The sequence below is a fragment of the Burkholderia puraquae genome (assembly GCF_002099195.1).
Taxonomy (GTDB): domain Bacteria; phylum Pseudomonadota; class Gammaproteobacteria; order Burkholderiales; family Burkholderiaceae; genus Burkholderia; species Burkholderia puraquae.
The window spans coordinates 103,473-128,430 of record NZ_NBYX01000008.1 but is presented as its reverse complement, the minus strand read 5'-3'; the positions used below and the strand labels follow the sequence as shown (position 1 = coordinate 128,430).

The 24,958-nt window shown below is 66.2% G+C and carries 20 protein-coding genes; 12 read left to right on the top strand and 8 right to left on the bottom strand.

Annotated features, from left to right (window positions below):
* Positions 1 to 20: 20 nt before the first annotated feature.
* Together oxdA and B7G54_RS17480 are read right to left on the bottom strand one after the other, a co-directional pair.
* Positions 21 to 1,079: an aliphatic aldoxime dehydratase gene (gene oxdA, locus B7G54_RS17485; protein WP_085040205.1), complete on the bottom strand. Its 1,059-nt coding sequence runs from the start codon at positions 1,077 to 1,079 to the stop codon at positions 21 to 23.
* A gap of 95 nt (positions 1,080 to 1,174) precedes the next feature.
* A complete protein-coding gene (locus B7G54_RS17480) occupies positions 1,175 to 2,071 on the bottom strand; it encodes a transporter (protein ID WP_085040204.1) in 897 nt (298 codons plus the stop codon).
* Between the two features lie 512 nt (positions 2,072 to 2,583).
* Between B7G54_RS17480 and nthA the strand changes: the two genes are divergently transcribed.
* Genes nthA through B7G54_RS17465 form a run of 3 tightly spaced genes read left to right on the top strand, consistent with a single transcriptional unit; the run spans position 2,584 to position 5,140 of the window.
* The gene (gene nthA / locus B7G54_RS17475) at positions 2,584 to 3,183 is read left to right on the top strand and encodes a nitrile hydratase subunit alpha (RefSeq protein WP_085040203.1); all 600 of its coding nucleotides are present in this window, start codon (positions 2,584 to 2,586) and stop codon (positions 3,181 to 3,183) included.
* A 44-nt stretch (positions 3,184 to 3,227) separates the two neighbouring features.
* A complete protein-coding gene (gene nthB / locus B7G54_RS17470; protein ID WP_085040202.1) occupies positions 3,228 to 3,881 on the top strand; it encodes a nitrile hydratase subunit beta in 654 nt (217 codons plus the stop codon).
* Positions 3,878 to 5,140 carry a GTP-binding protein gene (locus B7G54_RS17465; protein WP_085040201.1) on the top strand — a complete coding sequence of 421 codons (1,263 nt, stop codon included), beginning with the start codon at positions 3,878 to 3,880 and terminating at the stop codon, positions 5,138 to 5,140. Before nthB ends, B7G54_RS17465 begins: the two co-directional genes overlap by 4 nt.
* Before the next feature lie 242 nt (positions 5,141 to 5,382).
* On the opposite strand, the gene B7G54_RS17460 is transcribed toward B7G54_RS17465, so the two are convergent.
* Positions 5,383 to 6,003 carry a TetR/AcrR family transcriptional regulator gene (locus B7G54_RS17460; RefSeq protein ID WP_085040200.1) on the bottom strand — a complete coding sequence of 207 codons (621 nt, stop codon included), beginning with the start codon at positions 6,001 to 6,003 and terminating at the stop codon, positions 5,383 to 5,385.
* A 229-nt stretch (positions 6,004 to 6,232) separates the two neighbouring features.
* On the opposite strand from B7G54_RS17460, the gene B7G54_RS17455 reads away from it, so the two are divergent.
* The 4 genes from B7G54_RS17455 to B7G54_RS17440 all read left to right on the top strand — a co-directional run bounded on the left by B7G54_RS17455 (position 6,233) and on the right by B7G54_RS17440 (position 12,059).
* Positions 6,233 to 8,413: a beta-glucosidase family protein gene (locus tag B7G54_RS17455; RefSeq protein WP_208864962.1), complete on the top strand. Its 2,181-nt coding sequence runs from the start codon at positions 6,233 to 6,235 to the stop codon at positions 8,411 to 8,413.
* A gap of 155 nt (positions 8,414 to 8,568) precedes the next feature.
* Positions 8,569 to 9,003, top strand: coding sequence for a porin (locus B7G54_RS17450; RefSeq protein WP_085040199.1), 435 nt, complete (start codon positions 8,569 to 8,571; stop codon positions 9,001 to 9,003).
* A gap of 84 nt (positions 9,004 to 9,087) precedes the next feature.
* A complete protein-coding gene (locus B7G54_RS17445) occupies positions 9,088 to 10,605 on the top strand; it encodes a sulfatase (RefSeq protein WP_085040198.1) in 1,518 nt (505 codons plus the stop codon).
* 53 nt (positions 10,606 to 10,658) lie between these two features.
* A complete protein-coding gene (locus B7G54_RS17440) occupies positions 10,659 to 12,059 on the top strand; it encodes an MFS transporter (RefSeq protein WP_165765587.1) in 1,401 nt (466 codons plus the stop codon).
* A gap of 51 nt (positions 12,060 to 12,110) precedes the next feature.
* Here B7G54_RS17440 and B7G54_RS39075 read toward each other — a convergent pair whose 3' ends face one another.
* Positions 12,111 to 12,284 (bottom strand): hypothetical protein, encoded by a 174-nt coding sequence (locus tag B7G54_RS39075; RefSeq protein WP_165765586.1) that lies wholly within the window; start codon positions 12,282 to 12,284, stop codon positions 12,111 to 12,113.
* A gap of 74 nt (positions 12,285 to 12,358) precedes the next feature.
* Positions 12,359 to 13,339 (bottom strand): bifunctional helix-turn-helix transcriptional regulator/GNAT family N-acetyltransferase, encoded by a 981-nt coding sequence (locus tag B7G54_RS17430; RefSeq protein ID WP_085040195.1) that lies wholly within the window; start codon positions 13,337 to 13,339, stop codon positions 12,359 to 12,361.
* Between the two features lie 165 nt (positions 13,340 to 13,504).
* Here B7G54_RS17430 and B7G54_RS17425 point away from each other — a divergent pair, with 165 nt between their 5' ends.
* Positions 13,505 to 13,990 (top strand): S26 family signal peptidase, encoded by a 486-nt coding sequence (locus B7G54_RS17425; RefSeq protein WP_244289362.1) that lies wholly within the window; start codon positions 13,505 to 13,507, stop codon positions 13,988 to 13,990.
* A gap of 34 nt (positions 13,991 to 14,024) precedes the next feature.
* Here B7G54_RS17425 and B7G54_RS17420 read toward each other — a convergent pair whose 3' ends face one another.
* Both B7G54_RS17420 and B7G54_RS17415 read right to left on the bottom strand, forming a co-directional pair.
* A complete protein-coding gene (locus B7G54_RS17420; protein ID WP_085040193.1) occupies positions 14,025 to 16,460 on the bottom strand; it encodes a PEP-utilizing enzyme in 2,436 nt (811 codons plus the stop codon).
* Positions 16,461 to 16,792: 332 nt separating this feature from the next.
* On the bottom strand, positions 16,793 to 17,887 hold the full coding sequence (locus B7G54_RS17415; protein WP_085040192.1) for an AraC family transcriptional regulator: 1,095 nt from the start codon (positions 17,885 to 17,887) through the stop codon (positions 16,793 to 16,795).
* A 251-nt stretch (positions 17,888 to 18,138) separates the two neighbouring features.
* Here B7G54_RS17415 and B7G54_RS17410 point away from each other — a divergent pair, with 251 nt between their 5' ends.
* Genes B7G54_RS17410 through B7G54_RS17400 form a run of 3 tightly spaced genes read left to right on the top strand, consistent with a single transcriptional unit; the run spans position 18,139 to position 22,433 of the window.
* Entirely contained in the window at positions 18,139 to 19,530 is a 1,392-nt protein-coding gene (locus B7G54_RS17410; protein ID WP_085040191.1) for an APC family permease, read from the top strand.
* A gap of 50 nt (positions 19,531 to 19,580) precedes the next feature.
* Positions 19,581 to 20,978, top strand: a complete 1,398-nt coding sequence (locus B7G54_RS17405) for an aspartate aminotransferase family protein (RefSeq protein WP_085040190.1) — start codon at positions 19,581 to 19,583, stop codon at positions 20,976 to 20,978.
* A gap of 30 nt (positions 20,979 to 21,008) precedes the next feature.
* Complete coding sequence (locus tag B7G54_RS17400) at positions 21,009 to 22,433, top strand: aldehyde dehydrogenase family protein (protein ID WP_085040189.1); 1,425 nt, start codon at positions 21,009 to 21,011, stop codon at positions 22,431 to 22,433.
* Between the two features lie 206 nt (positions 22,434 to 22,639).
* On the opposite strand, the gene B7G54_RS17395 is transcribed toward B7G54_RS17400, so the two are convergent.
* Positions 22,640 to 23,491, bottom strand: coding sequence for a FadR/GntR family transcriptional regulator (locus tag B7G54_RS17395; RefSeq protein ID WP_085040344.1), 852 nt, complete (start codon positions 23,489 to 23,491; stop codon positions 22,640 to 22,642).
* 228 nt (positions 23,492 to 23,719) lie between these two features.
* Between B7G54_RS17395 and B7G54_RS17390 the strand changes: the two genes are divergently transcribed.
* Positions 23,720 to 24,928 (top strand): ABC transporter substrate-binding protein, encoded by a 1,209-nt coding sequence (locus B7G54_RS17390; protein ID WP_085040188.1) that lies wholly within the window; start codon positions 23,720 to 23,722, stop codon positions 24,926 to 24,928.
* Positions 24,929 to 24,958 lie beyond the last annotated feature (30 nt).

Here is a 24,958-nt window from a genome sequence, read left to right as displayed (position 1 = left end):
CACGGCGGTACCGGCGGGATTCAGCGGGCGATGGCGACGGCGTCGCGCATCATCCCGGTGCGCGCATGGCAGTTCACGTATTCGTAGACCTGATGCTTTGCATCGAAGACGGAAACCTCGTGATACAGCCGCAGTTTCGACAGCCCGGTGACGACGCGGAAGAAGGTGACAAAGATCCGCAGGTGCGTCGGATGGGATTCGGCCCACCGTTCGAGGCGGTCGAGCGAGCGCCAGTGGCCGATGTTGTAGCTCTCGTCGAGCACGTTGCCGTCGAGATCGATCGAGCGCACGTAGCGGTTGCTGTAGCAGCCGACGTCCGTACCGTTGTCGCGCAGGAAGTCCATGCCGCTGCGCAGCGTCGGCTCGATTTCCTCGAGATACAGCCGGCGCTCGTCGCTCTCGGCCGCGCGCCAGTCCTGACCGGAGCGAATCAGCGCGATGTTGTCGTGCGCCAGCACGACCACGCGGCCGCCGCGGGCCGGATCGCCCTCGACGATGCGCAACTCGCCGTCCGCGCTCATCCAGTCCGTCTGCGAGATCGGGAACCGGTCGCGCATCGATCCCCAGTAGCCGTGCTCCTCGATCTCGCCGCTGACGCCGTCCATGATCGCGCCGACACCGGGGAAATCGCTCGTGAATGCGTAAAGCGTCTCGAACTGCTCGGCGCGTGGCGCGACGATTTCCCGGAAGTAACCGATGCCGTCCGCGAGGCGTGCGTCGGAAGTCCACCATTCGACGAGTGCCGGCGACGCAATCCAGCGCGCGTACGCGGCCGGATCGCGCCAGTAGCCGACGGCAATCAGGTTCTCGTAACCCTGGTCGTCGGTGTGTTGCGTCAGATCGTAGTTTTTCGGGCCGTCCTGCGCACCGAAATCGGTGACGATCCGGCGCAACGCGGCCAGTGCTGCCGCGCGCTTGTCGGCGCCGCTGTATTGCACGCCGAAATAGCCCATCACGACCTGGCTCAGGTCTTCGGCAGCCCGGGCGACGTACATCGGGAACGGCGGCTGGTAATCATCGGCGACGCGGCGCGACAGCGTCCGCGGGCAGGTCAGGTGTGTGTCGATGGCGGATTCCATGCGTGACCTCTCTGGAAAGGGAATCGGGTGTCGAGGTATCGACGTTGGGGGCACGGAGCGACATGCACCGGACGTATTCCGGCGCATGCGGGGTGTCAGAAGATGTGTGCGTAACGCAGGCCGGCGAGCAGGCTGTTCCTCGGGCCGTTTCGCACGGCCAGGTCGGTGCCGAGCTGAATTTGCACCTGGTCGGCCTTCGTCACAAATTTCGCCGCGGTGATCCGCAGGCGCGTCGTGCGCAGCGCGTCGTTGTTGTCCGCGCCGTCGACGCTCGTTTCGCCGCCCCAGAGCTGGGTGATGCCGATCCCGAGCGACGTGCCCGGATCAGGCATGTAACGCACCATCGCCTGTGCGCTGTAGCTCATCCGCTGATGCAGCGTCGCACCGTTCGCGCCGTACGACGTGTTGTTGCCGTACCAGATCGCGTCGCCGACGAGATCGAGTGCCCACTGCGGCGAAAAGTGCTTGACGTAGGCCGCCTGGAAGTCGAGCGACCAGCGGTTGGCGCCAAGATTGAGACCGCGGTTCTGGTCGTAACTCCCGGTCGGCGCGTAAACGTAGACCGTCGCGGCGATGACGTCCTTCGCTTCGTTCAGGCGGAATTTCAACGGAGCGGTCAGGATCACGTCGCCGACACCGTTCGTACTGCCAAGCGCGCCTGCGTTGCCGAAGCTGCTGATGTGACCGAACGGCAGCAACACCTGCGGATCGATCGTGAGCCTGTCGGTGAGCTGGAACACATGCAGCAGGCGGGCGATGCCGACATTGGACTGCAGATCGAAATCCGACGTCCGGTGGCCATTCGCGTAGTACGCGTTCGTCGCCGAATAGTTGTAGTACAGCACGCCGATCGTTGCGCCGATCGGGTACTGCTCGTAGTCGCCGGGATCGACCTCGACCGCGCCCGCGTAATGCGATGCGACGACCATCAGCGACAGGCCGATCCAGCGCGCGAATCGCTTCAGTTTCATTCTGTTGACGTTGTCCATCATGCTCCTCACCTGAATGCGCAGACACCGCCACGCTCGACATACGACTAACGGGAACCGTTGCCGGACGGGGCAATCGCGGGGTACTGGCTGACTGTTATTCCGCCGGTACTCGGGAGAGTGCCGACGATTCGCGACACCGGACCGCCGTCGCTTGAGGGTGAGAATAGAAAGGCAAAATCCGCATTTCTGTTTTCCGGCGGAACAAGAAATTGGCTGTGGCGGACCTCCGCAGCCAGCGCCCTGCGGCGGTCGCGAAACGTGCGCGGGCTACTGCCGTTTCGGGCCGGACGCCCTGTCGATGCCGCGAATCGTCGTGCATCCGCTGCGCGTCGGCGCCTGCCGCGCAACGGGGCCGTCTCGGCATAGTTTCCGATCCGTGCCGGCAAAGAACTGCGTTTTTTCTCTTCTTACCCTGCTCGTCGAGCGTGACCGACACGACGCGCCCGCACCCCGCCACGACAGTTGCCACGCCGTGGCGGCGGTCGCCCCGAACCACGACAAGGAGCCCCACGATGAACACGATTCCTTCCGAGGAAACCGCCTCGACGCCCGGCGAACGCGCCTGGGCGCTGTTTCGCGTGATGAAAGAGAAGAACCTGATTCCCGACGGCTATATCGAAAATCTGAACGAGCTGATGTCCACGACCTGGGATCCGGACAACGGCGCGCGCATCGTCGCGCGTGCGTGGGTCGACCCGGCGTTTCGCGAACTTCTGCTGAAGGACGGTACGGCCGCGTGTGCGCAGTTCGGCTACACCGGCCCGCAGGGCGAATACATCGTCGCACTCGAAGACACCCCCACGCTGAAGAACGTGATCGTCTGCAGCCTGTGCTCATGCACCAACTGGCCTGTGCTCGGGCTGCCGCCCGAGTGGTACAAGGGCTTCGAATATCGGGCGCGGCTCGTCCGCGAGGGGCGCACGGTGCTGCGGGAGCTCGGCACCGACCTGCCCGACGACGTCGTCGTGAAGGTCTGGGATACGACCGCCGAAAGCCGCTATCTCGTGCTGCCCATGCGGCCGGCCGGCAGCGAGCACATGACCGAGGAACAACTGCGCACGCTCGTCACGAAGGACGTGCTGATCGGCGTTGCGCTGCCGCGCGCGCGCTGACTCCCACCACGTTTCGCTCTCGACTTTCATCCCGGAGATCACATATGGACGGCTTTCACGACCTCGGCGGATTCCAGGGTTTCGGCCCGGTGCCGCATACGATCAACAGTCTCGGCTACAAGCCGGTCTTCAAGGAAGACTGGGAACATCTCGCGTACAGCCTGATGTTCGTCGGCGTGGACCAACTGAAAAAATTCAGCGTCGACGAGGTACGTCACGCGGTCGAACGCATCGACGTGCGCCAGCACGTCGGCACGCGCTACTACGAGCGCTACGTGATCGCGACGGCGACATTGCTCGTCGAAACCGGCGTGCTCACGCAGGATGAACTCGACCGCGCGCTCGGTTCGCATTTCAGGCTCGCGAACCCGCCGAAATCCGGGGGCCGGGCGGCACCGCCCGAATCAATGCGGTTCGAGGTCGGCGATTGCGTCGTCGTTCGCGACGAATACGTCAGCGGACACATCCGCGCGCCGGGCTACGTTCGCGGCAAGGAAGGTGTCGTGCTGCACCGGACGACCGAATCGTGGCCATTCCCGGACGCGATCGGCCACGGCGACACCGGCGCCGCGCATCAGCCGACCTACCACGTCGAGTTCCGCGTGAAGGATCTGTGGGGCGACGCCGCCGACGACGGCTACGTCGTGGTCGACCTGTTCGAAGGCTACCTGGATCGCGCGTCCGGGCAAAGCGCATGACGACGCCCGAGAATCAAGGAGCGCCGGCCGCCCCTGGCCCGAGAATTCCGGTCACAGTACTGTCCGGCTTCCTCGGCGCCGGAAAGACGACGTTGCTGAACCACATCCTGCGCAATCGCGCGGGACTGAAGGTCGCCGTGATCGTCAACGACATGAGCGAAGTGAACGTCGACGCCGACGACGTGCGGCGCAACGTCGAGCTGCATCGAGGCGAGGACGAACTGGTCGAGATGAGCAACGGCTGCATCTGCTGCACGCTGCGCGCCGATCTGCTCGAGCAGATCAGCACGCTGGCGCGGCAGCGCCGCTTCGATTATCTGCTGATCGAATCGACCGGCATCTCGGAACCGATGCCGGTCGCGGAGACGTTTGCGTTTCTCGATCGAGACGGTTTCAGTCTTAGCGAACTGGCGCGCCTGGACACGCTCGTCACGGTGGTCAACGGCGAGACCTTCGAGGACATGATCGCGTCGGCTGGACCGGTCGCGCACGACGCAACGCTCGCGAACGACGGCAATTCCGGTCCGCCGCGCAAGCTGTCGGACCTGCTGATCGAACAAGTCGAATACGCGAACGTGATCCTCGTGAGCCGTCTCGACCGGATCGGCCACGCGGGTTTCGACCGGCTGCGCGCCATGCTTGCGTCGCTGAATCCGTCCGCGCGAATCCTGCCGATGCAGCACGGTGCGATCGATCCGTCAGACGTCCTGGACACGCGGCGCTTCGATCTACCGGCGCTCGTCGAATCGCCGGGATGGATGCAACGCATGCAGGCCGGCGAACACCCGTCGGAATCGGATTCATACGGGATCGCGTCGTGGATCTATCGCGAACGTGCGCCGTTTCATCCGGCGCGCCTGCTTGCATGGCTGAGCCGGCCGTGGACCAATGGCCGGCTGCTGCGCTGCAAGGGCTATGTCTGGGCCGCGCACCGCCATGCCGAGATCGGCATGCTCGTGCAGACGGGCGGCGGATTCCAGTGGGGCTACGTCGGTCGCTGGTGGCGATTCGTGCCGCAGTCGGACTGGCCGCACGACGACTATCGCCGCGGCGGCGTGCTGGAAAAATGGGAGGAGCCAGCAGGCGATTGCCGGCAGGAGATCGTGTTCATCGGGCAGGTGATCGATCACGGCCAGTTGCGACGCGAACTCGATGCGTGCCTGCTGACGGTCGAAGAAATCGACGCGGGCCCGGAGTCGTGGGCACGGCTTCCGGAAGCGGACGCGTTCGACGCACGCGCGGCTACCGCCTGTTCTTGACGTGAGTCCGACCTGCCGGGTAGCCGTAGGATCGGTGATCGTCCTCGACGATCTCCGCATCCGCGCGCTGGCCCGCCGATTCCTCCATTCCCGACAGGACGTACAGCAAGATAATTCCGTCACTCCGGAATCCTCATGGATCAAGGCTTCCGGCCCGCGAGTCGACTGACTCTGAATGACCCTGAAAGTAACCGTGCGCGCCGCTCGGCCGAGCGTTCCGGAGCGGGTCGCGGCGTCGGCGCTCAGCGGAAGATGAACGTCAGGACCGCGTCGCAATGGGCGTCGATGGCCTTTTCCCGCAGTGCGTCGATGCCGTGCACGTATTTCATCTCCGCGGTCAGCAGGTACGGAATCTGTGCGATCGCCGTGACCATGTACAACAGCAGGACAGGGTCGATCTTTTCCAATCCCTTCGTCTGCGCGCAAACGCGCTTGATCAGCGGAATCGTGAGATCGTGACGCGGGCGAATGAACTTCTGGGCCATCCACTTCAGCCGCTCTGAATCGCGGTTGGCTTCCTGCATCATCAGACGCGCGTGCTCGGGATACTCCGCGCAATACCGAACGTAGTTCCGAATGTACGCCTTGACCGCCTCGAGCGAGAGCTTTCCGGCGTCCGGCTTCGGTGGCGCAGCCTTTTCCATGAAGCGTTCGAACAGGTAGGCCACGCTTTCACGCCACAGGTTTTCCTTGTTCCCGAAGTAGTAGCGAATCATCGCGTGGTTGACGCCCGCCTGATCGGCGATGTCCCGGACGCTTACCGCGTCGAAGCCGGACGTGGAAAACTGATGAAGCGCGATGCCCAGGATTTCCGCGCGAGTCTGTTCGCTTCGCTCCTGCTGGGCTTGTCTGACGATCGTCATTGCTGCTTCCGGAAAATGGATTATCGGAATTGTGCCTTCGCCCGGATAGCGCCGCAACGTCTGGCATAGCGTCGACCGCTGGCCGGCGCAACCGCACCGTGAACGGCATCGAATCGCTTGCCATCGGGGAAAGTCCCGACATCGATCGGCCGCATCCTGCTTGACTGCCCTGCCGAAGCGCAATTAAATTATCCGAGTGGATAGTTATAAGAGAGGGAGCGTTCTCAAGATGAAATTCGCCCACGGCGGCATCGATGCCAAAGAGATGGGTTCCGCCACGCCAGCGCCGTCGCCGAGTTCCGGCGTGCAGGTTCAGGATCCCGACGCGCGGGCGACGGAGACCGAAGCCCGCATGACGGACGACGAACGGTTCTCGATGCTGTACAGCCTGATGGTGCGCATCTTCGGCACGCACGCGCGAGAGCCGCGCGTACCGGCGGACGTGCCCGCGATCGCGGGATACGTGCGCGGCGTGGCGCGGTTGGGCGTACCGCCGCTGATGCTTGCCGACACGAGCCTGGGCGTGCGGGCGACGGACGATCCGCATGCGGGCGCGACGGCGTTCCCGGCCACGCTCGCGCTCGGAGCAACGTTCGATCCGGAACTGGCCCGAGCGCAAGGAGCGGCGATCGGCAGGGAGGTGCGTGCGTTCGGTTTCAACGTCGCACTGGGTGGCGGGATCAATCTGGTGCGCGAAGTGCGCAACGGGCGAAATTTCGAGTACGTGTCGGAAGATCCGCTCGTGTCGGGAAAACTGGGCGCCGCGCTCGTGTCGGGAACCCAGGCGCAAGGGGTGATCGCGCTGGTGAAGCACGTCTCGCTCAACGCGAGCGAGACGAACAAGTTTTTTCTCGACGCCATCATCGATCCCGCCGCGCATCGCGAAAGCGACCTGCTTGCGTTCCAGATCGCGATCGAGGAGGGTGCGCCCGGTGCGGTGATGGGCGCGTACAACCTGGTGAACGGCGAATACGCGTGCGGCAACAGGCGCATCTTGCAGGACATCGTGAAAGGCGCGATGCACTTCAAGGGGTGGATCATGTCGGACTGGCGCGCGGTCGGGCACTGGGATTTTGCGTTGAAAGGCCTGGATCAGCAGTCCGGCGCGCAGCTCGACGCGTGCGAGTGGTTCAACGAACCGCTGCGTCGCGCTTACGACGAAGGCAGGATTTCGAAGGCACGTATCGGCGAGATGGTGCGGCGCATGCTGCGTTCGTACTATGCGATCGGCATCGATCGGCCGCGTGCGGCCGAAGCCGTCGATTGGACGGCCCATCATGGCGTCGCGCTGGAGATCGCCCGCAAGGGGATCGTGCTGTTGAAGAACGATGACGAGACGTTGCCGCTTGCGCGCAATCTCGGACGGATCGCAATGATCGGAGGGTTTGCGCAGGCCGGGGTATTGTCGGGATCGGGTTCGAGCCAGGTTCGGCCGCGCGGCGGGTATGCCGCCGAGGTGCCGCTCAGGAGCCATCCGTTGCTGGGGCCCACGTCGATGTGCTTTTACGGGCCGTCGCCGCTTGCGGAACTGCGCGCGCGGATGCCGCAAGCGATCGTCGAATTCGACAGCGGCGCGCATATTGCCGATGCGGTGGCGTTGGCCGCCAAGGCGGATGTCGTGATCGTGAATGCGATCCGGCACGAGGGGGAGCGATTCGATTGTCCAGACATGGGACTTCCGTTCGGACAGGACGAACTGATCGAAGCCGTCGCGCGCGTGAATTCGCGTGTCGTCGTGGTGTTGCAGACGGGCAATCCGATCGAAATGCGATGGCGAGACAAGGTGCGCGCGGTGGTCCAGGCGTGGTTCCCCGGGCAGGCCGGCGCCCAGGCGATCGCCGAAATCCTGACAGGCGAGGTCAATCCGTCCGGACGCCTGCCCGTCACCTTTCCGGTCAGCATCGAGCAGACGCCGCATCCACGCTTGCCCGGAGCGGACGTCGAATTGGGCACGCCCATCCGGGTGCATTACCACGAAGGTGCGGAGATCGGCTATCGCTGGTTCGCGCAGTGCGGCGAGCAGCCGATGTTTTCGTTCGGTCATGGGCTGGGCTACACGCAATTCACGTACGGCAACTTCTCGGCATGTGGCGGCGAAACCGTGACGGTCGGCTTTACCGTTACCAATACCGGCGCGCGGGATGGCGACGATGTGCCCCAGGTGTATCTGACCGAGGTCGACGGGGAGCCGCGTTTGCGTCTGCTCGGCTTCGAGCGCGTATCGCTGCAAGCAGGGGCTTCCACGGAAGTTAGCCTGACCGCTGATCCCCGTTTGCTCGCGCGCTTCGATGAAGCGTCGGGGCAGTGGCATATACGGGAAGGCGTGTACCGGATCGTTCTGGGGCGTTCCGCGACGGATCACGTCGCGGAGGCGCTGGTGAAGCTGGAAGAGCGCCGATTCGGTACCTGAGGCCGAGCTGAAGGAACGATGGGCGCGCAATGCGGGCGCATCCGATCCGCCGGGCGCCAATCGACCGACGATCGAACGAGTGGATCGCCATTGAAGAATCATTGAGAGGGCCGTTCTTCACGATGTAATAAGCAGTGCAAAACAGGAGGAGACGAATGAAGGGAAAGATAATTCTGGCGACGGCGGCGGTAATGATGGTTGGCGGCGCGAACGCGCAGTCGAGCGTGATGCTGTTCGGGACTGTCGGCGGAGGCGTTCGCTGGGTCGATGGCGTGAAAGGCGGGCATCAGATCGGGTTCGATAGCAACCTCATCTCCGGCAATAGCTTCGGCCTGAAGGGAACCGACGATCTGGGGCAGGGGCTGAAGGCGATCTTTACCCTTCAAAGCGGATTCGTCACGGGCACGGGCGGCCTGGCGAGCACGTCGGGCCCCCTCTTTTCGAAGGCGGCTTATGTCGGCCTGGGCACCGACGCGTGGCGCGTCACGCTGGGCCGGCAACTCACTGCGGCCGCGGACGTCGGGGTGTGGTGGCTGTCCGCAATCAACTACGCATCAGTACACAGAATTGGTAGCCTCAGGACGGGTTGACGTACAGCGCCGCGGCGTGCAAACGGCAACCCACGGGGGCATCTTGTCGGCGAAGGCCGGCGACATGACGAGAAACGACAGACAATGAGACTGATTTACTTCGACATCGATACACTGCGCCCCGACCACCTCGGCTGCTACGGGTACCATCGCCGGACCAGCCCGAACATCGACAGGCTGGCTGCCGATTGCGTGAAATTCCGGAACGTGCATGCGTCCGATACGCCATGCCTGCCGAGTCGCACGGCGCTGCTGACCGGTCGTTTCGGCGTTCACAATGGCGTGGTCAACCACGGTGGCGTCGATGCCGACCCGGTGATCGGCGGCCCCGATCGCAAGTTCTGGTCGCAACTGCACTTCGACAGCTTCCCGTTTCGCCTGCAGCAGGCGGGTTTGAAGACCGTGAGCGTGAGCTCCTTCGCGCATCGGCATTCGGCGTTCCACTGGTACGCCGGTTTCGACGAGGCCTACAACGTCGGCAAGTTCGGGCGCGAGACAGCGGATGAAGTGTTCGCGATCGCGTCGGACTGGCTGGCCCGGCACGGCAGCGAAGACAACTGGTTCCTGCACGTTCATATGTGGGACCCGCACACGCCGTACCGCGCGCCTGCGAGTGATGGCGAGCCGTTTGCGGACGATCCATTGCCGGCGTGGCTGACCGAAGACGTGCGTGCAAACCACTGGCAGGGGTGCGGCCCGCACAGTGCGCAGGAATGCACGGGATTTGCGCCGAACGAAGCGGCCTTGCGGCGATATCCGCGCCAGCCGCAGCACATTCCGGACATGGCGGCCGTGCGAGCGATGTTCGACGGCTACGACGCGGGTGTACGCATGGCCGACGAATATGTCGGGAAACTGCTCGGACAGCTGACGGCGCTCGGCGTGATGGGCGACACGGCCGTGATGCTGTCGTCCGACCATGGCGAGACGCTCGGCGAGCTGGGAATCTACGGGGATCACCAGACGGCCGACCAGTTCACGACGAACGTTCCGCTGTTGCTCAAGTGGCCGGGCCTGGAACCGGCGCGCGAATACCGCGCATTCCACTATCAGATCGATGTCACCGCAACCATTCTGGAATTGCTCGGGCAGCCTGTTCCCGATTCCTGGGACGGCGTTTCGTTCGCGAAGAGCCTGCGGGAGGGCGTGGACGAAGGTCGCGATCACCTCGTCGTGTCGCAGGGCGCATGGACATGCCAGCGCGGCGTGCGTTTCGAGCACTGGCTGATGATCGTCACGTTGCACGACGGATATCACCTCTTCGACGATGTCATGCTGTTCGATCTCGACCGCGACCCGCATGAGTTGCGCAACCTGGCCGGCGATCGTGCGGACGTCGTTGCCCGGGGTACCGCACTGCTGAAGGAGTGGGAAGCGCAGATGCTCCCTGGGGCGGCACGCGGGCGCGATCCGCTCGTCAACGTCGTCGACGAGGGCGGCCCGTATCACGTGCGCGGCAAGTTACGGGCCTATCTCGAGCGATTGTCGGCAACGGGACGCGCGGACAAGGCGGCGGCGCTGCTCCGCAAGCATGAAGCCGAGTTGCAGAACGAGGAGGCACCGAATCGACCGCCGATTCCGATTCGAAACTTCACCGGATGAAGTCCGGGATTGAGTTTGGAGCGGGCAGGACGAGGCTGAACCGTGGAGAGACGATGGCCGAAATTTCACATTCCATGCCGGCGCAGGGCGCGCCGGGAGCGGGCGACAAGGCTGGCGTCAGGTTGCCGTTCGTACGCAAGATCGGCTTTGGCATAGGCGATTTCGCGTTCAATCTGTACTGGCAGAGTACGACGCTCTATCTGCTGTATTACTACACGGATGTGGTCGGAATTGCCCCGGGGGTCGCCGGCGCGATATTCGGCGGTGCAATGCTGTGGGACGCGGTGTTCGATCCGGTGATGGGATATATCGCCAATCACACGAGAACGCGCTGGGGGCGCTACCGGCCTTACCTGCTGTTCGGATGCGTTCCGCTCGCCGTCAGCTTCGTAGCGATGTTCGTGCCGAACCGCCTCGAGGGTGTCGCCCAACTCGCGTTCGTCGTGAGCACCCACGCGTTGTTCAGGACGGCCTATACCGTGCTGTCGATGCCGTACAACGCATTGATGGCGACGCTGACGGTCGACAGCCGCGAGCGGGGAAGCCTGGCCGCGTATCGGATGGTATGCGCGGCCACGGCTGGCGTGCTGGTCGCTTTGTCGACACTGCGGCTCGTGCAGGTGCTGGGTGGAGGCAATGCGAAAACGGGGTTTCTGTGGGTGAACGTGTTGTACGCGACGGTGGCGGTCTTTGTCTTCGTGATGACGTTCCTGTCGACGAAGGAAGCGATCGTCCCGGACCAGCATCGCGTGTCGATACGTGACGCGTTGCTCGTGATCGTCCGCAACCGCGCGTTCGTCATCGTGTTCGGCTTCGCGATCCTGCACATGACGTCGTCCACGCTGCTGTCGAAGACGCTCCCGTACGTGCTGAAATACTGCATGCATCGGGAAGACCTGATCGGCTGGGCGCTGGGTGCCGTCGCGCTGCAGGTATTCGTCTCGATCCCGTTCTGGGCGTGGGTCATGCGCAGGACATCGAAGCGTTGGGTCGCGTTGGCCGGCGCCTGCATCACGGCGATGAGTTACGGCTTGCTCGGGGTTACGGGGCTCCCGGGCCTGGGGATGTTGCTGGCCGTGCTCGTTGCGATCGGGTTCGGCAATGCCGCGATGCTGCTTGCCCAGTGGGCGATGATTCCCGATACCGTCGAATACGGCGAGTGGCGCACCGGCATCCGCGGCGAGGGGGTGATCTTCGGTGTCGTGGCGCTCGCACAGAAGGCGGCGCTTGCGCTTGCGGTCGGCGCCGTGGGCCAGATACTGGAGGCGATCGGATTCGCCGCCAATCGTGTGCAGCCGGCACGCACGCTCGACGGCTTGTGGGCGATGTTATGGAAGGGGCCGCTCGTGTTCACGGCGATGGCGATCGTGTTGGTGCTGCTGTATCCGATCTCGTCGGAAGTACATGCGCGGATACTCGGCATTCTCCGTCTGAGGCGGTCTGCCGCCGGGTGAGTGCCGTCGCGGCCGCGATGCTTGTCCCGGGCATCGTGCGCGTGCAACGCATCAAGTGCTGCATCGACCACGTGCCGCGCTCGATGCGTGCCCGGGGGCGTCCAGGCAACGCGTCATCCTCCGGTCGAGCGGATCGATGCCGGTCGCGGCATCGGTTGGCGCGGCAACGGCGGCCGGTGCGATGACGGCCGCGCAGAACGCAAGGGCGGCGAGACGTTCGAACATGCGTGGCTGGCGGTGCGGGAACGTCGTGCCGGCAGGCCACAAGGGCGTTCGCAGCGGAGCCGACCCGTCGAACCTCAGCCGCCGGTTGGCCCGGGCCGGCTGAAGCGCTGCTCGACCACCTCGGTTCCCCATTGCGTGCCGGCGGATTCGCTCGTCAACGCAAAGCCGAACGACTCGTACAGATGGCGCGCCGAATCCAGCCCCTTGAACGTCCACAGATAGGTTTCGCGAAACCGCTGCGCGTCGACGAACTGCATCGCTTCCGTCATGAGCCGGCGGCCGATGCCAGACCCGCGCAACGCGTCGTTCACGATGAACCATCGCAGGTGCGCGACGCCGCTGGCCGGGTCGCCGTCGATCGCGAGCGACGCGAGTGTCCGCCCGTCTTCCCGGCACAGCCAGAGCGCCTTGCCGCCGGCCGGCAGCGCACCGGCGAACTCGGCCAGCTCGGTCGCCACCCGCTTTTCGAAAAAGGCGCCGAAGCCCCAGTGTTCCGCATAAAAGCGCGCGTGGAGGCTCGCGATATCGCCGATGCAGCCCGGTTGGTAGCCTTCGCGGATCGATGGCGCATCGAATGCCGCGGCGGGCGCCTTGGCGGCGTTGTCCTGCGCGAGCGCATCGGCATACAGCGCGAGCGAGCGCAGCAGCGCCTGCTGGTCGGCAGGCACCATGCGGCGCAGCGCATTCGACACCTGATCCGTCGCGAACGTGTCGATTCTTTTCTGGAGCTTTTTTCCGTCGGCGGTCAGGTACAACTCGGTCGCGCGCGCATCGTCGCTCGACACGCGCCGTTCCACGACACCGGCCGCCTCGAGCCGCGCAAGTTGCCGGCTCGTGTTCGATTTGTCCAGCCGCAGGATGTTGCCGAGATCGCGGGCGTTGATGCCGGGCGCCATCCCGATCTCGAGGATCGCGTGAACGGCCGAAGGCGCCCAGTCGCTGTCGGCCAGCGTCGCGCGCATGAAGCCGAGCTCGCGAACCAGTTTGCGGGAGAAGTCGCGCAGCTCGAGGATGGTGGCTTCGCGAGGCTTGGCGGGAGCGTCGATGAGGTCCATGGTGGGTCCGGAAAGGTTGCGGATCGCAATCAATAATAGTTGCGAGTCGCAACTCGATCAAGGTGAATCTTCATGCGGACTGGTTGCGCCGGGGAGGCGCTGCCGGCGGCCGGTGTCGGTGCGGATCGAGGGGGCAGGGGCGGGCCGTGAGTGGTACTGGCGCGAATGGCGGAGTGCCGCGAACCGGACGCATACTGGGAGCCTCCGGACGGCCTGCAATGCGAGCACGGGTGTCGCCCGGTCATCGATCCGCGGCAGCGGACAACGGAGCGCACCATGAACCATCTGAAGCCGATGACGATTGCGTTGCTTGCCGGATGCGGCATCAGCGCCGGCGCGGCCCATGCTGCCGGCAGCATGGACGCGCCGCCCTGCAGCGCGGCGCAGGCGGCGGATCGGGGCGGGATCGCCGCGATGCCGGGCACGTCGGTCCGCAGCTTTTCGACCGCCGGTTGCTCGGGCGCGGTGCTGCAGGGCGAACGTGCCGCCGCGACCGTTAACGGCGACCGGGTCGAACTGCGGGACGGCACCGTTTATGTGAATGGCCGTTCGTACGGCGCCGTCACGCCCGCGCAGACGGTCGAATACGAAGCCGCGCACGACCGGCGCACGTTGAAGGTCGACGGGAAAGTCCGCACGCCGGTGCGCTGAGTGCCGGCTCAGGCACGCGGCAACCGCGCCGCGGTCATTCGACCAGCGTCAGCCGGCCGTCGCTGAGCCGCACCTCGCGCCCGATCCACGCCGCATCGACGCGCGGCAGCACGGCCGACGGCTTGCGCAGTTCGCGCAGCAGCGTCGCACCGTGCGACAGCCGGCCGCCCATCCGAGCGATCACGGCGCGCGCGGCGTGGTACTGCGCGTGCCGGCCCGGGTCGAGCGTGTCTTCCAGCAGGATGTCGTGGCCGAGCACGCCCTGCGTGTGGCCCGGGTAGATCATGAAGCCGGCGGCCTCGTCGGTGCCTTCGCTGCCGTCCTGCCAGAAGCTGCCGTTGCGTTCGCGGCGATCGGGATGGGGTGCGAACCACGCGTCGCGGTCGGCGGCCGGCATCGCATGATGCAGGCGGAAGAACACGCGCATCAGGTTGTCGCGATACCACTCGCGTACCTGCAGATACCAGCCGCGCATGCCGGGTGCGCCGAGCGCGTGGAGCACGCGGACCGGCAGCGGCCAGGCGGGAAACGCCTGCAGCGGCAGGCTGGTGGGCGCGGGCCGTGGGGTGCCCGGATCGGTTTCCCACGGCAGGCGATGCGGGCTGTCGTCGAGTTGGCCGTACGCGGTCGGCGGACGGCCCCACAGTGCGCCGCCGCTGCTGGCCAGCGACGACGCGATGCACAGGTTGCCTTGCACCACGAACACGTAGAAGCGCGTGAACCAGTCGGCCAGCTGCTGGCCGTCGGCGCGTCGTTCGACGAGCGTTGCGAGTTCCCGGTCGAAGCGCTGCAGGCCGCGCTCGAGCGTCGGCAGATGCCCGCGCGCGACGCGCAGCATGCGCCAGAACACCGGCAGCGAACGCAGCAGCCGCAGCGGGCGCCAGCGCAGCGGCGGTGTCGCACCGCCGATCTCGCCGCGGTAGTTGCCGGCCGACACGCCCCAGTCGGCAAGGCGGGCGAGGAACAGGTCGTTGTTGATGTACGACGCACCGCCATAGAGCGCGGTGAATGGTTCGTTATCCTGCAGGACACGTGCATCCCAGCGCGCCATGACGGCCGGGATGCTGCCGGCCGCGCGCCGTTGCGCGTACTCGACCAGCCGGCTCGGCTGCGGCGGCAGGATCTCGGCGATGTTCGCGGCGGTCAGGTGCCGGTGCCAGCCGTAGCTGCTGATCGGGCGGTACTGCAGCAGCCATAGCAGCTTGCCGTCCCATGCCCATTCGACGTCGCCCGGCACGTAGTGGAACGCCCGCAGCACGCGTTGCAGGAAGGCCCACAGCTGTGCCGCGCTCAGGCCGTGCACGGTCGGGAACGTGCCGCGCTGCCAGGGCTCGCCGAGCCGCGACAGGATCGCGCGTTGCGGGCTGGCCTGCCCGTCGGCGAGCGTTTCGAGGTGGCCTTCGACCCACTCGACCTCAACCGCGAGATGCCGCACGAACGCGATGCCCGACAGCACGGGCGTGATGAAGCGTTGCACGACCGTTTCCTCGAGGCCGCCGTCGAGCAGTTCGGCCACACGCGCGGCCGCCTGCGGTGCCGGTACGCGCAGGAACGTGGTGTGCAGGCCGGCATTGGCCGCATCGGCCTGGTCTTCGCCGTGGCTCGACGAGCGGATCGCCCACTCGGCGTCGGGCTGGCTCGCGAGAAAGCCGGGCAGGCGCGGATCGTCGGCGCGGGTCAGCGACAGCGCGGGCGGCACGGGCAGGCCGGCCATCGTGGCCAGCGCCAGGCGCCCGCCCTTGGTGTGCGCGACGAAGCCGGCGTCGCCCGCTTCGAGCCATTGCACGAATGCCGCCGGCGCGTCGATCCACGGATAGTGTCCCCAGCCGGCCTGCAGCGTGACGCTCAGGTCGGCACGCGCGAGGATGGCCGACCACGCGGCGGCCTGGCGCACGCCGAGCACGTTGTCCTGGTCGCCCCACACGAGTTCGATGCGATCGGTGACCCACTCGAGCAGCGGCAGCGCGGTATCGGCGCGCACGAGATCCCAGTGCGGCAGGAACGCGCGGCAGCGCGCATAGCCGGCACCCATGCGGCGGTACTGCGCGCGCGTCCAGGTCAGGTTCGAGAACTTGCGGGCGAACAGCGTCGGGTAGTGCGCGAGGAGCCAGTGGATGGTCTTGCGCAGTGGCTTCGGCGCCATCAGCTTCGGCAGGCGCCGTTCCCACAGAAATGCACCGACGGGCGCGAGCAGCACGCTGCGGCTGAAATGGCCGGGCCGCCGCTGCAATGCGTGCAGTACCAGCAGCGCGTTCACGCCGACCGCCATGATCGCGTGGCCCGGTTCGGTCGTGTCGAGCAGCGCTTGCGCATACGCGGCGAGGTCTTCGCAGGGCGGCGCGGGATTGTCGCCGAAGCCCGGCAGTTCCAGCGGCACGGGCCGGTAATGCCGGAAGTGGGGCAGTGCATCGTCCCACCAGTCGGCCGCGCTGCCGTTGCCGGCGAGGAGGTACAGGATCGGTTTGCTCATGGAGGCGTCGTCGGCGGGCGATCGGCGCGGCGCTCGCCCGGTCGGGGCGGCGCCGTTTGCGGATGCCGCAGGTCTTGTTCGTGTCGTCTTGTTCGCGTTGCGCCGGTGCGAGTGGAATGGAGGCGTGGCCCGCTCGGCTCGATGCTCGATTGCTGCGGGCATTTTACGCGAGTCGATTCGGATGACTGCCGCCATGTCCAGCGCGACACCATTTAGGCGCCGGTAATGAATGACGTGTGCCGAAAGCCCTGGTGCCGGTATTGAAACCGGCTTGCCATCGTTCGTCGGGAAAACTTTTGCTGCAGGCCTTTTAAACGGTCGTCCATTGCGCTTTACGCGTCGGGATCCGCACCGGCGCGCGGCGTGCGCCCGGTCCAGCGCCGATATGCATGACGGAAGCTGCGCGGCTCGCTGTAGCCGAGACGTTCCGCGATCGCCGCGACCGTCAACTCAGGGTCGTCGAGCATCCGCACCGCTTCGTCGCGGCGCACGTCGTCGAGCAGCGACTGGAACGTGAGGCCGTCCTTGTCGAGCCGCCGGCGCAGCGTGCGCTCCGTCAGGTGCAGCGCGCTCGCGAGCGACGTCATCGACTTGAAACGAGTGAGGTCGCGTGCCATCAGCTCCTTCGCGCGATCGGCGAAGCGCGTGCCGACCGACGCGGCCCACTGCCGTTCGAGCGCCTCGCACTGGCCGTGCAGTGCATTGAAGCTGACTTCGTTCGCGAGAAGCGGCATCTCCGTGCCGTTCACCGACGTGAACACGAGCCGGTTGTCGCCCGCATTGAACGCGATCTTGCAGCCGAAGTGGCGCGCGTAGTCGGCCGCATTGCGCGGCGTGCGGCGCGCGAGCTGCACCTGCTCGGGCCAGACCGGCTTGCCGACGAGATCGGACACGATCAGGCGCAGGCTCGACAGGCACATGTCGACCTGGAACACCTCGAGATCGGGCTCGCCGTTGTAGCGGCGGATCGTCACGCTCATGCCGCCCGCGTGCGCATCGATACGCACGTCGAAATACAGCCCCATGAACAGCGGAAACTGCCCCATGCACCGGAATGCCTGCATCACCGAGCCGCTGATCAGCATCGCGTAGCCGGCGAGGCCGAGCGTCGACACGTGCAGCCGTGCACCGATCGACAGCCCGATCGACGGCACGCCGCTGCACTGCAGCAGGTTGCGGAAGCAGCGCTGCTCCTGGCCGCGATTCACGTGCAGGTTCGGCGACGCGACTTCGTCCGCGCCGAGCCCCGTGCCTTCGAGCAGCGCGGCACCGTCGATATGCCGTACGCGGCACTCGTCCAGCGCGACCGCGATCGCGTGGACGGTGGCGGGAATGTCCTCCTGGCGTCCGGCCGGACGCGCGAGGCCGAGCGACGAACGCAGGCTGCGCTCGGCCCGGCTCTGGTTTCGATGGGAACGGCTGTCCATGATGCTGACGGGGCGACTGGGTCGCGTAGAACATAGCCGGAATGTCCGCAAAACGCCAGTGCGGCACAGCACCATGCATGAATCGCCGGCGCGACGTGCGGCGATGTGTCCGGAAATATCCCCTGATTACGTCCGCTTTTCTCATTCGTGGCCGAATTTTTGGCGCACCACACTTTCTCCGAGTCGTGCGCCGCCGGCCGTGCCGGGCGAACGAGTGTTGAAGCCGTGAACGCCACCCACGTGAGGACAGCATGGACAACGACAGCCCAGGTCGATACGCATCGGCCGCCGCGACGCATGACTTCGGGACGCACGCGATGCGCAACGATGCGGACGAACGCCGCAAGCCGCACCCGCTCGGACTCGCGACGCTCGTGATCTTCGGCCTCGCGTACATGCTGCCGATGACGGTATTCACGACCTACGGGCTCGTCTCTAGCGAGACGAACGGGCACCTGACGGCCGCGTATGCGGTCACGCTGGTCGCGATGCTGTTCACCGCGCGCAGCTATGGCCACATGGCGCGGCTGATGCCGAGCGCCGGGTCCGCCTATACGTTCGCGAGCCGCAACTTCGGCACGTCGGCCGGCTTCATGGTCGGCTGGGCATTGCTGATGGACTACCTGTTCATCCCGATGATCAGCTACCTCGCGATCGGCATCTACATGAAGCAGATTTTTCCGGCGGTACCGGCCAGCGTGTGGATCGTCGGCAGCATCGCGCTGATTACCGGGCTGAACATCGTCGGCATCCGGCTCGTCAATCGCGTGAACCTGATCCTGATCGCGAGCCAGCTCGTGTTCATCGCGATCTTCGTCGTCGCATCGGCGCGCGTCGCGGCCGGCGAAGGGCTGTCGATGGCCGTCGCGCTGCCGTCGTCGGGCGATGCACGCGCGATCTTCGCCGGGTCCGCGATCCTGTGCCTGTCGTTCCTCGGCTTCGATGCGGTCACCACGCTGTCGGAGGAAACGCGCGAGCCGAAGCGCACGGTGCCGCGCGCGATCCTGCTCTGCACGCTGGCGAGCGGCGTGCTGTTCATGCTGATTGCGTATGTCGGGCAAGTGGTGTTTCCCGACTGGCACGCATTCAAGGATCTCGATTCGGCCAGCCTCGAGCTGATGCGGCGCATCGGCGGCGGCACGCTGTCGGCGTTCTTCGTCGCGGTGTACGTGGCCGGCTGTTTCGCGAGCGCGATGGCCGGGCAGGCGAGCGTGACGCGCGTGCTGTTCGCGATGGGCCGCGACCGGGTGCTGCCCGAATGCGTATTCGGCCACCTGCATGCGCGGCTGCGCACGCCGGTGCGTGCGACGCTCGCGGTCGGCGTCGTGTCGCTGTCCGCGCTGTTCATCACGCTCGATCTCGCGTCGACGATGATCAGCTTCGGCGCACTCGTCGCGTTCGCGATCGTCAACCTGTGCGTGATGCGCAGCTATCTGTGCCGCCCCGAGCATCGCCGTTTCGCGGGCTGGATCACGTTCGGCGTGATGCCGGCGCTCGGCTTTGCGATGAACGTGTGGCTCTGGTCGGGACTGTCGCGCCAGACGTTCTACGTCGGCACCGGCTGGCTCGTGCTCGGACTCTGCCAGCTCGTGTGGCTGACGCGCGGCTTCACGCGCCCGGCGCCGACGCTGTCGATGAATTGAATGACCGGTCGCGCTGCGCCGGACTTGAACCCCTGAAGGAGGAGTGACCCATGAACGCTGTTGACGTCAATCTCGATGCGGACCTGCAGGCGCTCGGCAAGCGCCACCTGCTGATGCATTTCACGCATGCCGATGCGTATCGCGACCACGCGCTGACCGTGTTCGATCGCGGCGAAGGCTGCTGGCTCGTCGACCGCAGCGGCAAGCGCTACTTCGATGCGCTGGCCGGGCTGTACTGCGTGCAGATCGGCTACAGCCACGGCGCGGAAATCGGCGACGCGATCCGCGAGCAGATGGTGCGGCTGCCGTTCGCGACCAACTGGGGGGCGGGCCACGAGCCGGCGATCAAGCTCGCGCACAAGCTCGCGGCGCTCGCGCCCGAGGGCCTGAACCGCGTGTTCTTCACATCGAGCGGCTCGGAGTCGAACGAATCGGCGATCAAGCTGGTGCGCCAGTACCACCAGTCGCGCGGCGAGCCGCAGCGGCGCAAGTTCATCGCGCGGCGTGTCGCGTATCACGGCACGTCGTTCGGCGCGCTCGCGCTGAACGGGATGACGAACTTCCGCAAGCATTTCGAGCCGCTGATGTCGGGCGTGCGGCACGTGGGCAACACGAAGCGCTACGGCCGCCCGGCCGGCGAGACGGAAGCGCAGTTCACGCGCCATCTGCTCGACGAAATCGAATCGCTGATCGTGCAGGAAGGGCCGGATACCGTCGCCGCGATCGTCGTCGAGCCGCTGCAGAACGCGGGCGGCAGCCTGACGCCGCCGGCCGGCTACGCGGCCGGGCTGCGCGACATCTGCGACCGGCACGGCGTGCTGCTCGTCGCGGACGAGGTGATCTGCGGGTTCGGCCGGCTCGGCGAATATTTCGGCTCCGCGCGCTACGGGCTGAAGCCGGACATCATCACGTTCGCGAAAGGCATCGCGTCGGGCTACGTGCCGCTGGGCGGCGTGATCGCGAGCGACGCGGTCGTCGACACCGTGCTCGACGGCCCGCAGCAGATGTTCCTGCACGGCGCGACGTACGGCGGCCACCCGGTCGCATGCGCGGCCGCGCTCGCGAACCTCGCGATCATGGAGCGCGAAGGCGTGCTCGAGAACGTGCGCAGCAACGAAGCGGTGTTCCGCCGGACGCTCGACGGCCTGCTCGAGCTGCCGTGCGTCGGCGACGTGCGCGGCGACGGCTATCACTACTCGCTCGAACTCGTGACCGACAAGGCCGCGCGCCGCTGGGCAGCGGGCATCGGCGCGCAGGCGTTCGTGTCGACGCTGCTCGCGCCCGCGATCTTCGATGCGGGGCTGCTGTGCCGCGCGGGCGTCGATCATGAAGGCACGCCGATCGTGCAGTTCTCGCCGCCGCTCGTGATGTCGCGCGACGAGATCGTGTGGTTCGTCGCGCAGATCCGCGACATCCTCGTCGATACCTTTGCGCGTGCGACGCGCTGAGCGTGGCGTCCTTCATTTCAGGAGCATTCGATGCGAACGTCACAACAGTCCTATATCGACGGCCAGTGGCTCGATCCGGCCGATGCGAAGTCGATCGACGTGATCGACCCGAGCACGGCGCGGCCGTATGCGCAGCTCAGGATCGGCGGTGCGGCCGACATCGACCGCGCGGTCGGCGCGGCGAAGCAGGCCTTCGACACGTATTCGCGCTGGCCCGTGGGCGAGCGCGTCGCGCTGCTGCTGCGTGTGCTCGAGATCTACCAGCGCCGCTACGAGGAGGTCGCGCAGACGATCAGCCAGGAGATGGGCGCGCCGATCGCATTCGCGCGCGCGATGCAGGCGGCGGTCGGCACCGCGCACCTCGAGCAGACGATCCGCGCGCTGCAGTCGTTCCGCTTCAGCACGCAGACCGATTCGCTGCTGGTGTCGTACGAACCGATCGGCGTGTGCGCGTTGATCACGCCGTGGAACTGGCCGATCAACCAGATCGTGTGCAAGGTCGCGCCGGCCCTCGCGGCCGGCTGCACGATGGTGCTCAAGCCGAGCGAGATCGCACCGTTCAGCGCGATCCTGTTTGCCGAGATCCTGCACGAAGCCGGCGTGCCGCCCGGCGTGTTCAACCTCGTGCACGGCTACGGGCATGAAGTGGGCGACGCGCTGTCGTGGCATCCGGATGTCGACATGGTGTCGTTCACCGGGTCGACGCGCGCGGGCGTCGAGGTCGCGAAGGCGGCCGCCGACACGGTGAAGCGCGTGCACCAGGAGCTCGGCAGCAAGAGCCCGAACCTGATCCTGCCCGACGCCGACATCGACGATGCGGTCGCGCGCGGCGTGCGCAGCTGTTTCAGCAACAGCGGCCAGTCGTGCAATGCGCCGACGCGCATGCTCGTGCATGCAGACCATCTCGCGCTGGCCGAGCAGGTCGCGCGCCGGGAAGCGGAACGCACGATCGTCGGCGATCCGCGTTCGACGGATGCCGGCATCGGGCCGGTGGTCAGCCGCACGCAGTTCGACCGCATCCAGCACTTCATCCGGCTCGGGATCGAAGAAGGCGCGACGCTCGTCGCCGGCGGCCCCGGGCGGCCAGAGGGGCTCGCTGACGGCTTCTACGTGCGGCCGACGGTGTTCTCGAACGTCACGCCGGACATGACGATCGCGCGCGAGGAGATCTTCGGGCCGGTGCTCGCGATCATGACCTACCGCACCGAGGACGAGGCCGTCGCGCTCGCGAACGATTCGGTCTACGGGCTCGCGGCCTACGTGCAGTCGAAGGATCTCGATCGCGCACGCAGGGTGGCGGCGCGGCTGCGGGTCGGCAATGTCCACATCAACTACCCGCCGTGGAACCCGGCCGCCCCGTTCGGCGGCTACAAGCGCTCGGGCAACGGCCGCGAGTATGCGGAGTTCGGCCTCGTCGAGTATCTGGAGACGAAGGGGACGACGGGGTACGCGTGAGCGTGCGGGAGATGACGATCCCGGCCGCCCGGGGAAAGCGAGGCACGGATGCGTACTCGCCGGTGTCGACGCCGCTCGCGGCGTCCGGCCGTCGCGGCCATGACAACCGTAGCGACCCGGAGCCGCCTCGGCATCCACGGCGCGGCTGACGCATCCCGTGCGCGGCGAAGCACGCGGCGTCGAGCCGACGCCGCGCCCGCGGGCAATCAGTCGTCGGGATCCGTTGCGCCCGCATCGGGTCCGCCGATGGGCGCGGCGGCCCGCCTGCGGATCTCGGAATCGAGGATCAACCGCCCGCGCAGCTTGCCCTTCATCCGCTTCACATGCTTGGGCGCCTCGGTCATGTGCTCGACCATCAGCGCCCGGACGCGTTCGGCGTCGCGCTCGCGCGCAGCTTGCAGGATCGCCTTGTGGATCGACACGTTCGCTTCGCCGAAGCGCTTGTGCTCCACGAGCGGCGTATCGTTCCGGAACTCGATCAGCTGCCGGATCATCTCGTTGATCAGCTCGCAGCTGAAGCGCAGGAACGGGTTCGGGTTCGCGGCCGCGAGGATGTCGTGGAACGTCGTGTCCTCCTGCCGCTGGCGCAGCATGTGGCCGCGGTCGTGCACGCCCGACGCGCCGTCGCAGCACGCGATGTTCGCCTCCAGTGCCGCGAAGTCGCGCTCGGTCAGGTGCGGCACGGCACCGGCCGCCAGCTCGGGTTCGAGCAGCTTGCGCACGGTGTAGATGTCGTCGATCGTCACGTCCTTGAAGAACAGGTAGTTCTGCAGGAGCTGCAGCGTGCGGTCGAGCGGCACCTCGACGACCATCCCGCCGCCCGACGGCCCGGTCGTGACCTTGATGAGCCCCTGCACCTCGAGCGACTTCAACGCCTCGCGGATCGTGCTCTTGCTCACGGCGTAGAGCTGCTGCAGCTCGGCTTCGCGCGGCAGGCGGTCGCCCGGCTTCAGGTCCTTCTCGGTGATCAGCCGCTTGATCTCCTCGGCGACGAGGTCGGCCCGCTTCGGCTGCTTGATTTCGACCGCGAGGCCCGCCCTGGCTCGGTCCATGACCATCTTCACGACTCCTTTGTCTGACTGCGCGCCGCGTCATCGTCGACGATCCGTTCCGGCGCGGGTACGGAATTTTGCCTGATTGACACCAATTTTGATCAACTTTAGCATCAGGTTCATTCTATTTATCATGATAAATAGGATCAACCGGCGGCGCGCATCCTGCAGGGCGTGGGCACGGTTTGGCAGTCGGTCGCATCGCGTGTGTCCCCCTTTATCAGGAGCGTCAACTTGAATCGCCGAGAACTGTTGAAACTGGCCGCGCTGTCGGCCGTGCCGGGTGCGCTCGGCAGCATGTCGTCCCGTGCCGCGTTCGCGCAGGGTTCATCCATCCAGCTGGCGTGCCCGGTGCCGATGTCGGGGCCGTTCGCCGCCAACGGCAAGTACGCCGATCTCGGCATGAAGCTCGTCGTCCAGCAATACGGCAAGGTGCTCGGCGCGCCGCTCGCCTACACGGCGCTCGACACCGAGGGCAAGCCCGCAACCGCCGTGCGGCGCGTGCAGGAGATCGCGCAGCAGAAGGGCGTGCGTTTCTTCGCGGGCGGCATCCTGTCGTCCGAATCGCTGGCGATGGGCAAGGAAGTCCAGAAGGCGGGCGGCGTGTTCATCACGACGGCCGGCGCGGACGAGATCACCGGCAAGGATTGCAATGCCGCGACGTTCCGCTGGTCGGTGCCGACCTTCGGCGCGATCGAGCAGACGGTGCGCCCGTTGACCCAGATGCTGCCGAAGGCGAAGCGCTGGTACACGATCACGCCGCAATACGTGTTCGGCGACGGCCTGCTGTCGGCCGCGAAGGCGATCTTCAAGGAGAAGGGCATCGAGCATGTCGGCAACAGCTACCACTCGCTCGCCGAGAAGGAGTTCAGCGGCTACCTGACGAATGCGGCGGCCGCGCAGCCGGACGTGCTCCTGATCCTGAATTTCGGCTCGCAATCGTCGGACACGCTGCGCCAGGCCGTCAGCTTCGGGATGAAGCGCAACTGCACGATCCTGCTCGCGTGGGCGTCCGGCCTCGAGCAGTTCGAGGCGCTCGGGCCCGACATCTGCGACGGCGTGTATTTCGGCGCGCAGTACTGGCACGGCATCGATTCGCCGCTGAACCGCGACCTCGTGAAGCGTGCGAACGCCACGTTCAAGGCGAACCCGAACTACAGCCTCGCGGGCTCGTATATCTGCTCGAAGATCCTGGTCGACGCGATGGTGAAGGCCGGCAGCGCCGATCCGAAGAAGGTCGTCGCGGCGATGGAGGGCATGAAGTACGACGGCCTCACGGGCCCGGAGGAAATCCGCAAGGGCGACCACCAGGTGCTGAAGAACTACTACCTGCTGAAGGGCAAGCCGAAGAGCCGGATGAAGAACGCGGACGACTACGCCGACATCGTCAGCTCGGGCCAGTCGTTCCTGCCGGTCGACAAGACGAGCTGCAAGCTCGCGTGACGCAGTGCATGCGCCCGCGGCCGTCGTGCG

Bases quoted from the DNA above. Each gene is read 5' to 3' on its own strand.
- oxdA (WP_085040205.1), bottom strand. From the start codon at position 1,079: ATGGAATCCGCCATCGACACACACCTGACCTGCCCGCGGACGCTGTCG.
- B7G54_RS17480 (WP_085040204.1), bottom strand. From the start codon at position 2,071: ATGATGGACAACGTCAACAGAATGAAACTGAAGCGATTCGCGCGCTGG.
- nthA (WP_085040203.1), top strand. From the start codon at position 2,584: ATGAACACGATTCCTTCCGAGGAAACCGCCTCGACGCCCGGCGAACGC.
- nthB (WP_085040202.1), top strand. From the start codon at position 3,228: ATGGACGGCTTTCACGACCTCGGCGGATTCCAGGGTTTCGGCCCGGTG.
- B7G54_RS17465 (WP_085040201.1), top strand. From the start codon at position 3,878: ATGACGACGCCCGAGAATCAAGGAGCGCCGGCCGCCCCTGGCCCGAGA.
- B7G54_RS17460 (WP_085040200.1), bottom strand. From the start codon at position 6,003: ATGACGATCGTCAGACAAGCCCAGCAGGAGCGAAGCGAACAGACTCGC.
- B7G54_RS17455 (WP_208864962.1), top strand. From the start codon at position 6,233: ATGAAATTCGCCCACGGCGGCATCGATGCCAAAGAGATGGGTTCCGCC.
- B7G54_RS17450 (WP_085040199.1), top strand. From the start codon at position 8,569: ATGAAGGGAAAGATAATTCTGGCGACGGCGGCGGTAATGATGGTTGGC.
- B7G54_RS17445 (WP_085040198.1), top strand. From the start codon at position 9,088: ATGAGACTGATTTACTTCGACATCGATACACTGCGCCCCGACCACCTC.
- B7G54_RS17440 (WP_165765587.1), top strand. From the start codon at position 10,659: ATGGCCGAAATTTCACATTCCATGCCGGCGCAGGGCGCGCCGGGAGCG.
- B7G54_RS39075 (WP_165765586.1), bottom strand. From the start codon at position 12,284: ATGTTCGAACGTCTCGCCGCCCTTGCGTTCTGCGCGGCCGTCATCGCA.
- B7G54_RS17430 (WP_085040195.1), bottom strand. From the start codon at position 13,339: ATGGACCTCATCGACGCTCCCGCCAAGCCTCGCGAAGCCACCATCCTC.
- B7G54_RS17425 (WP_244289362.1), top strand. From the start codon at position 13,505: ATGGCGGAGTGCCGCGAACCGGACGCATACTGGGAGCCTCCGGACGGC.
- B7G54_RS17420 (WP_085040193.1), bottom strand. From the start codon at position 16,460: ATGAGCAAACCGATCCTGTACCTCCTCGCCGGCAACGGCAGCGCGGCC.
- B7G54_RS17415 (WP_085040192.1), bottom strand. From the start codon at position 17,887: ATGGACAGCCGTTCCCATCGAAACCAGAGCCGGGCCGAGCGCAGCCTG.
- B7G54_RS17410 (WP_085040191.1), top strand. From the start codon at position 18,139: ATGGACAACGACAGCCCAGGTCGATACGCATCGGCCGCCGCGACGCAT.
- B7G54_RS17405 (WP_085040190.1), top strand. From the start codon at position 19,581: ATGAACGCTGTTGACGTCAATCTCGATGCGGACCTGCAGGCGCTCGGC.
- B7G54_RS17400 (WP_085040189.1), top strand. From the start codon at position 21,009: ATGCGAACGTCACAACAGTCCTATATCGACGGCCAGTGGCTCGATCCG.
- B7G54_RS17395 (WP_085040344.1), bottom strand. From the start codon at position 23,491: ATGGTCATGGACCGAGCCAGGGCGGGCCTCGCGGTCGAAATCAAGCAG.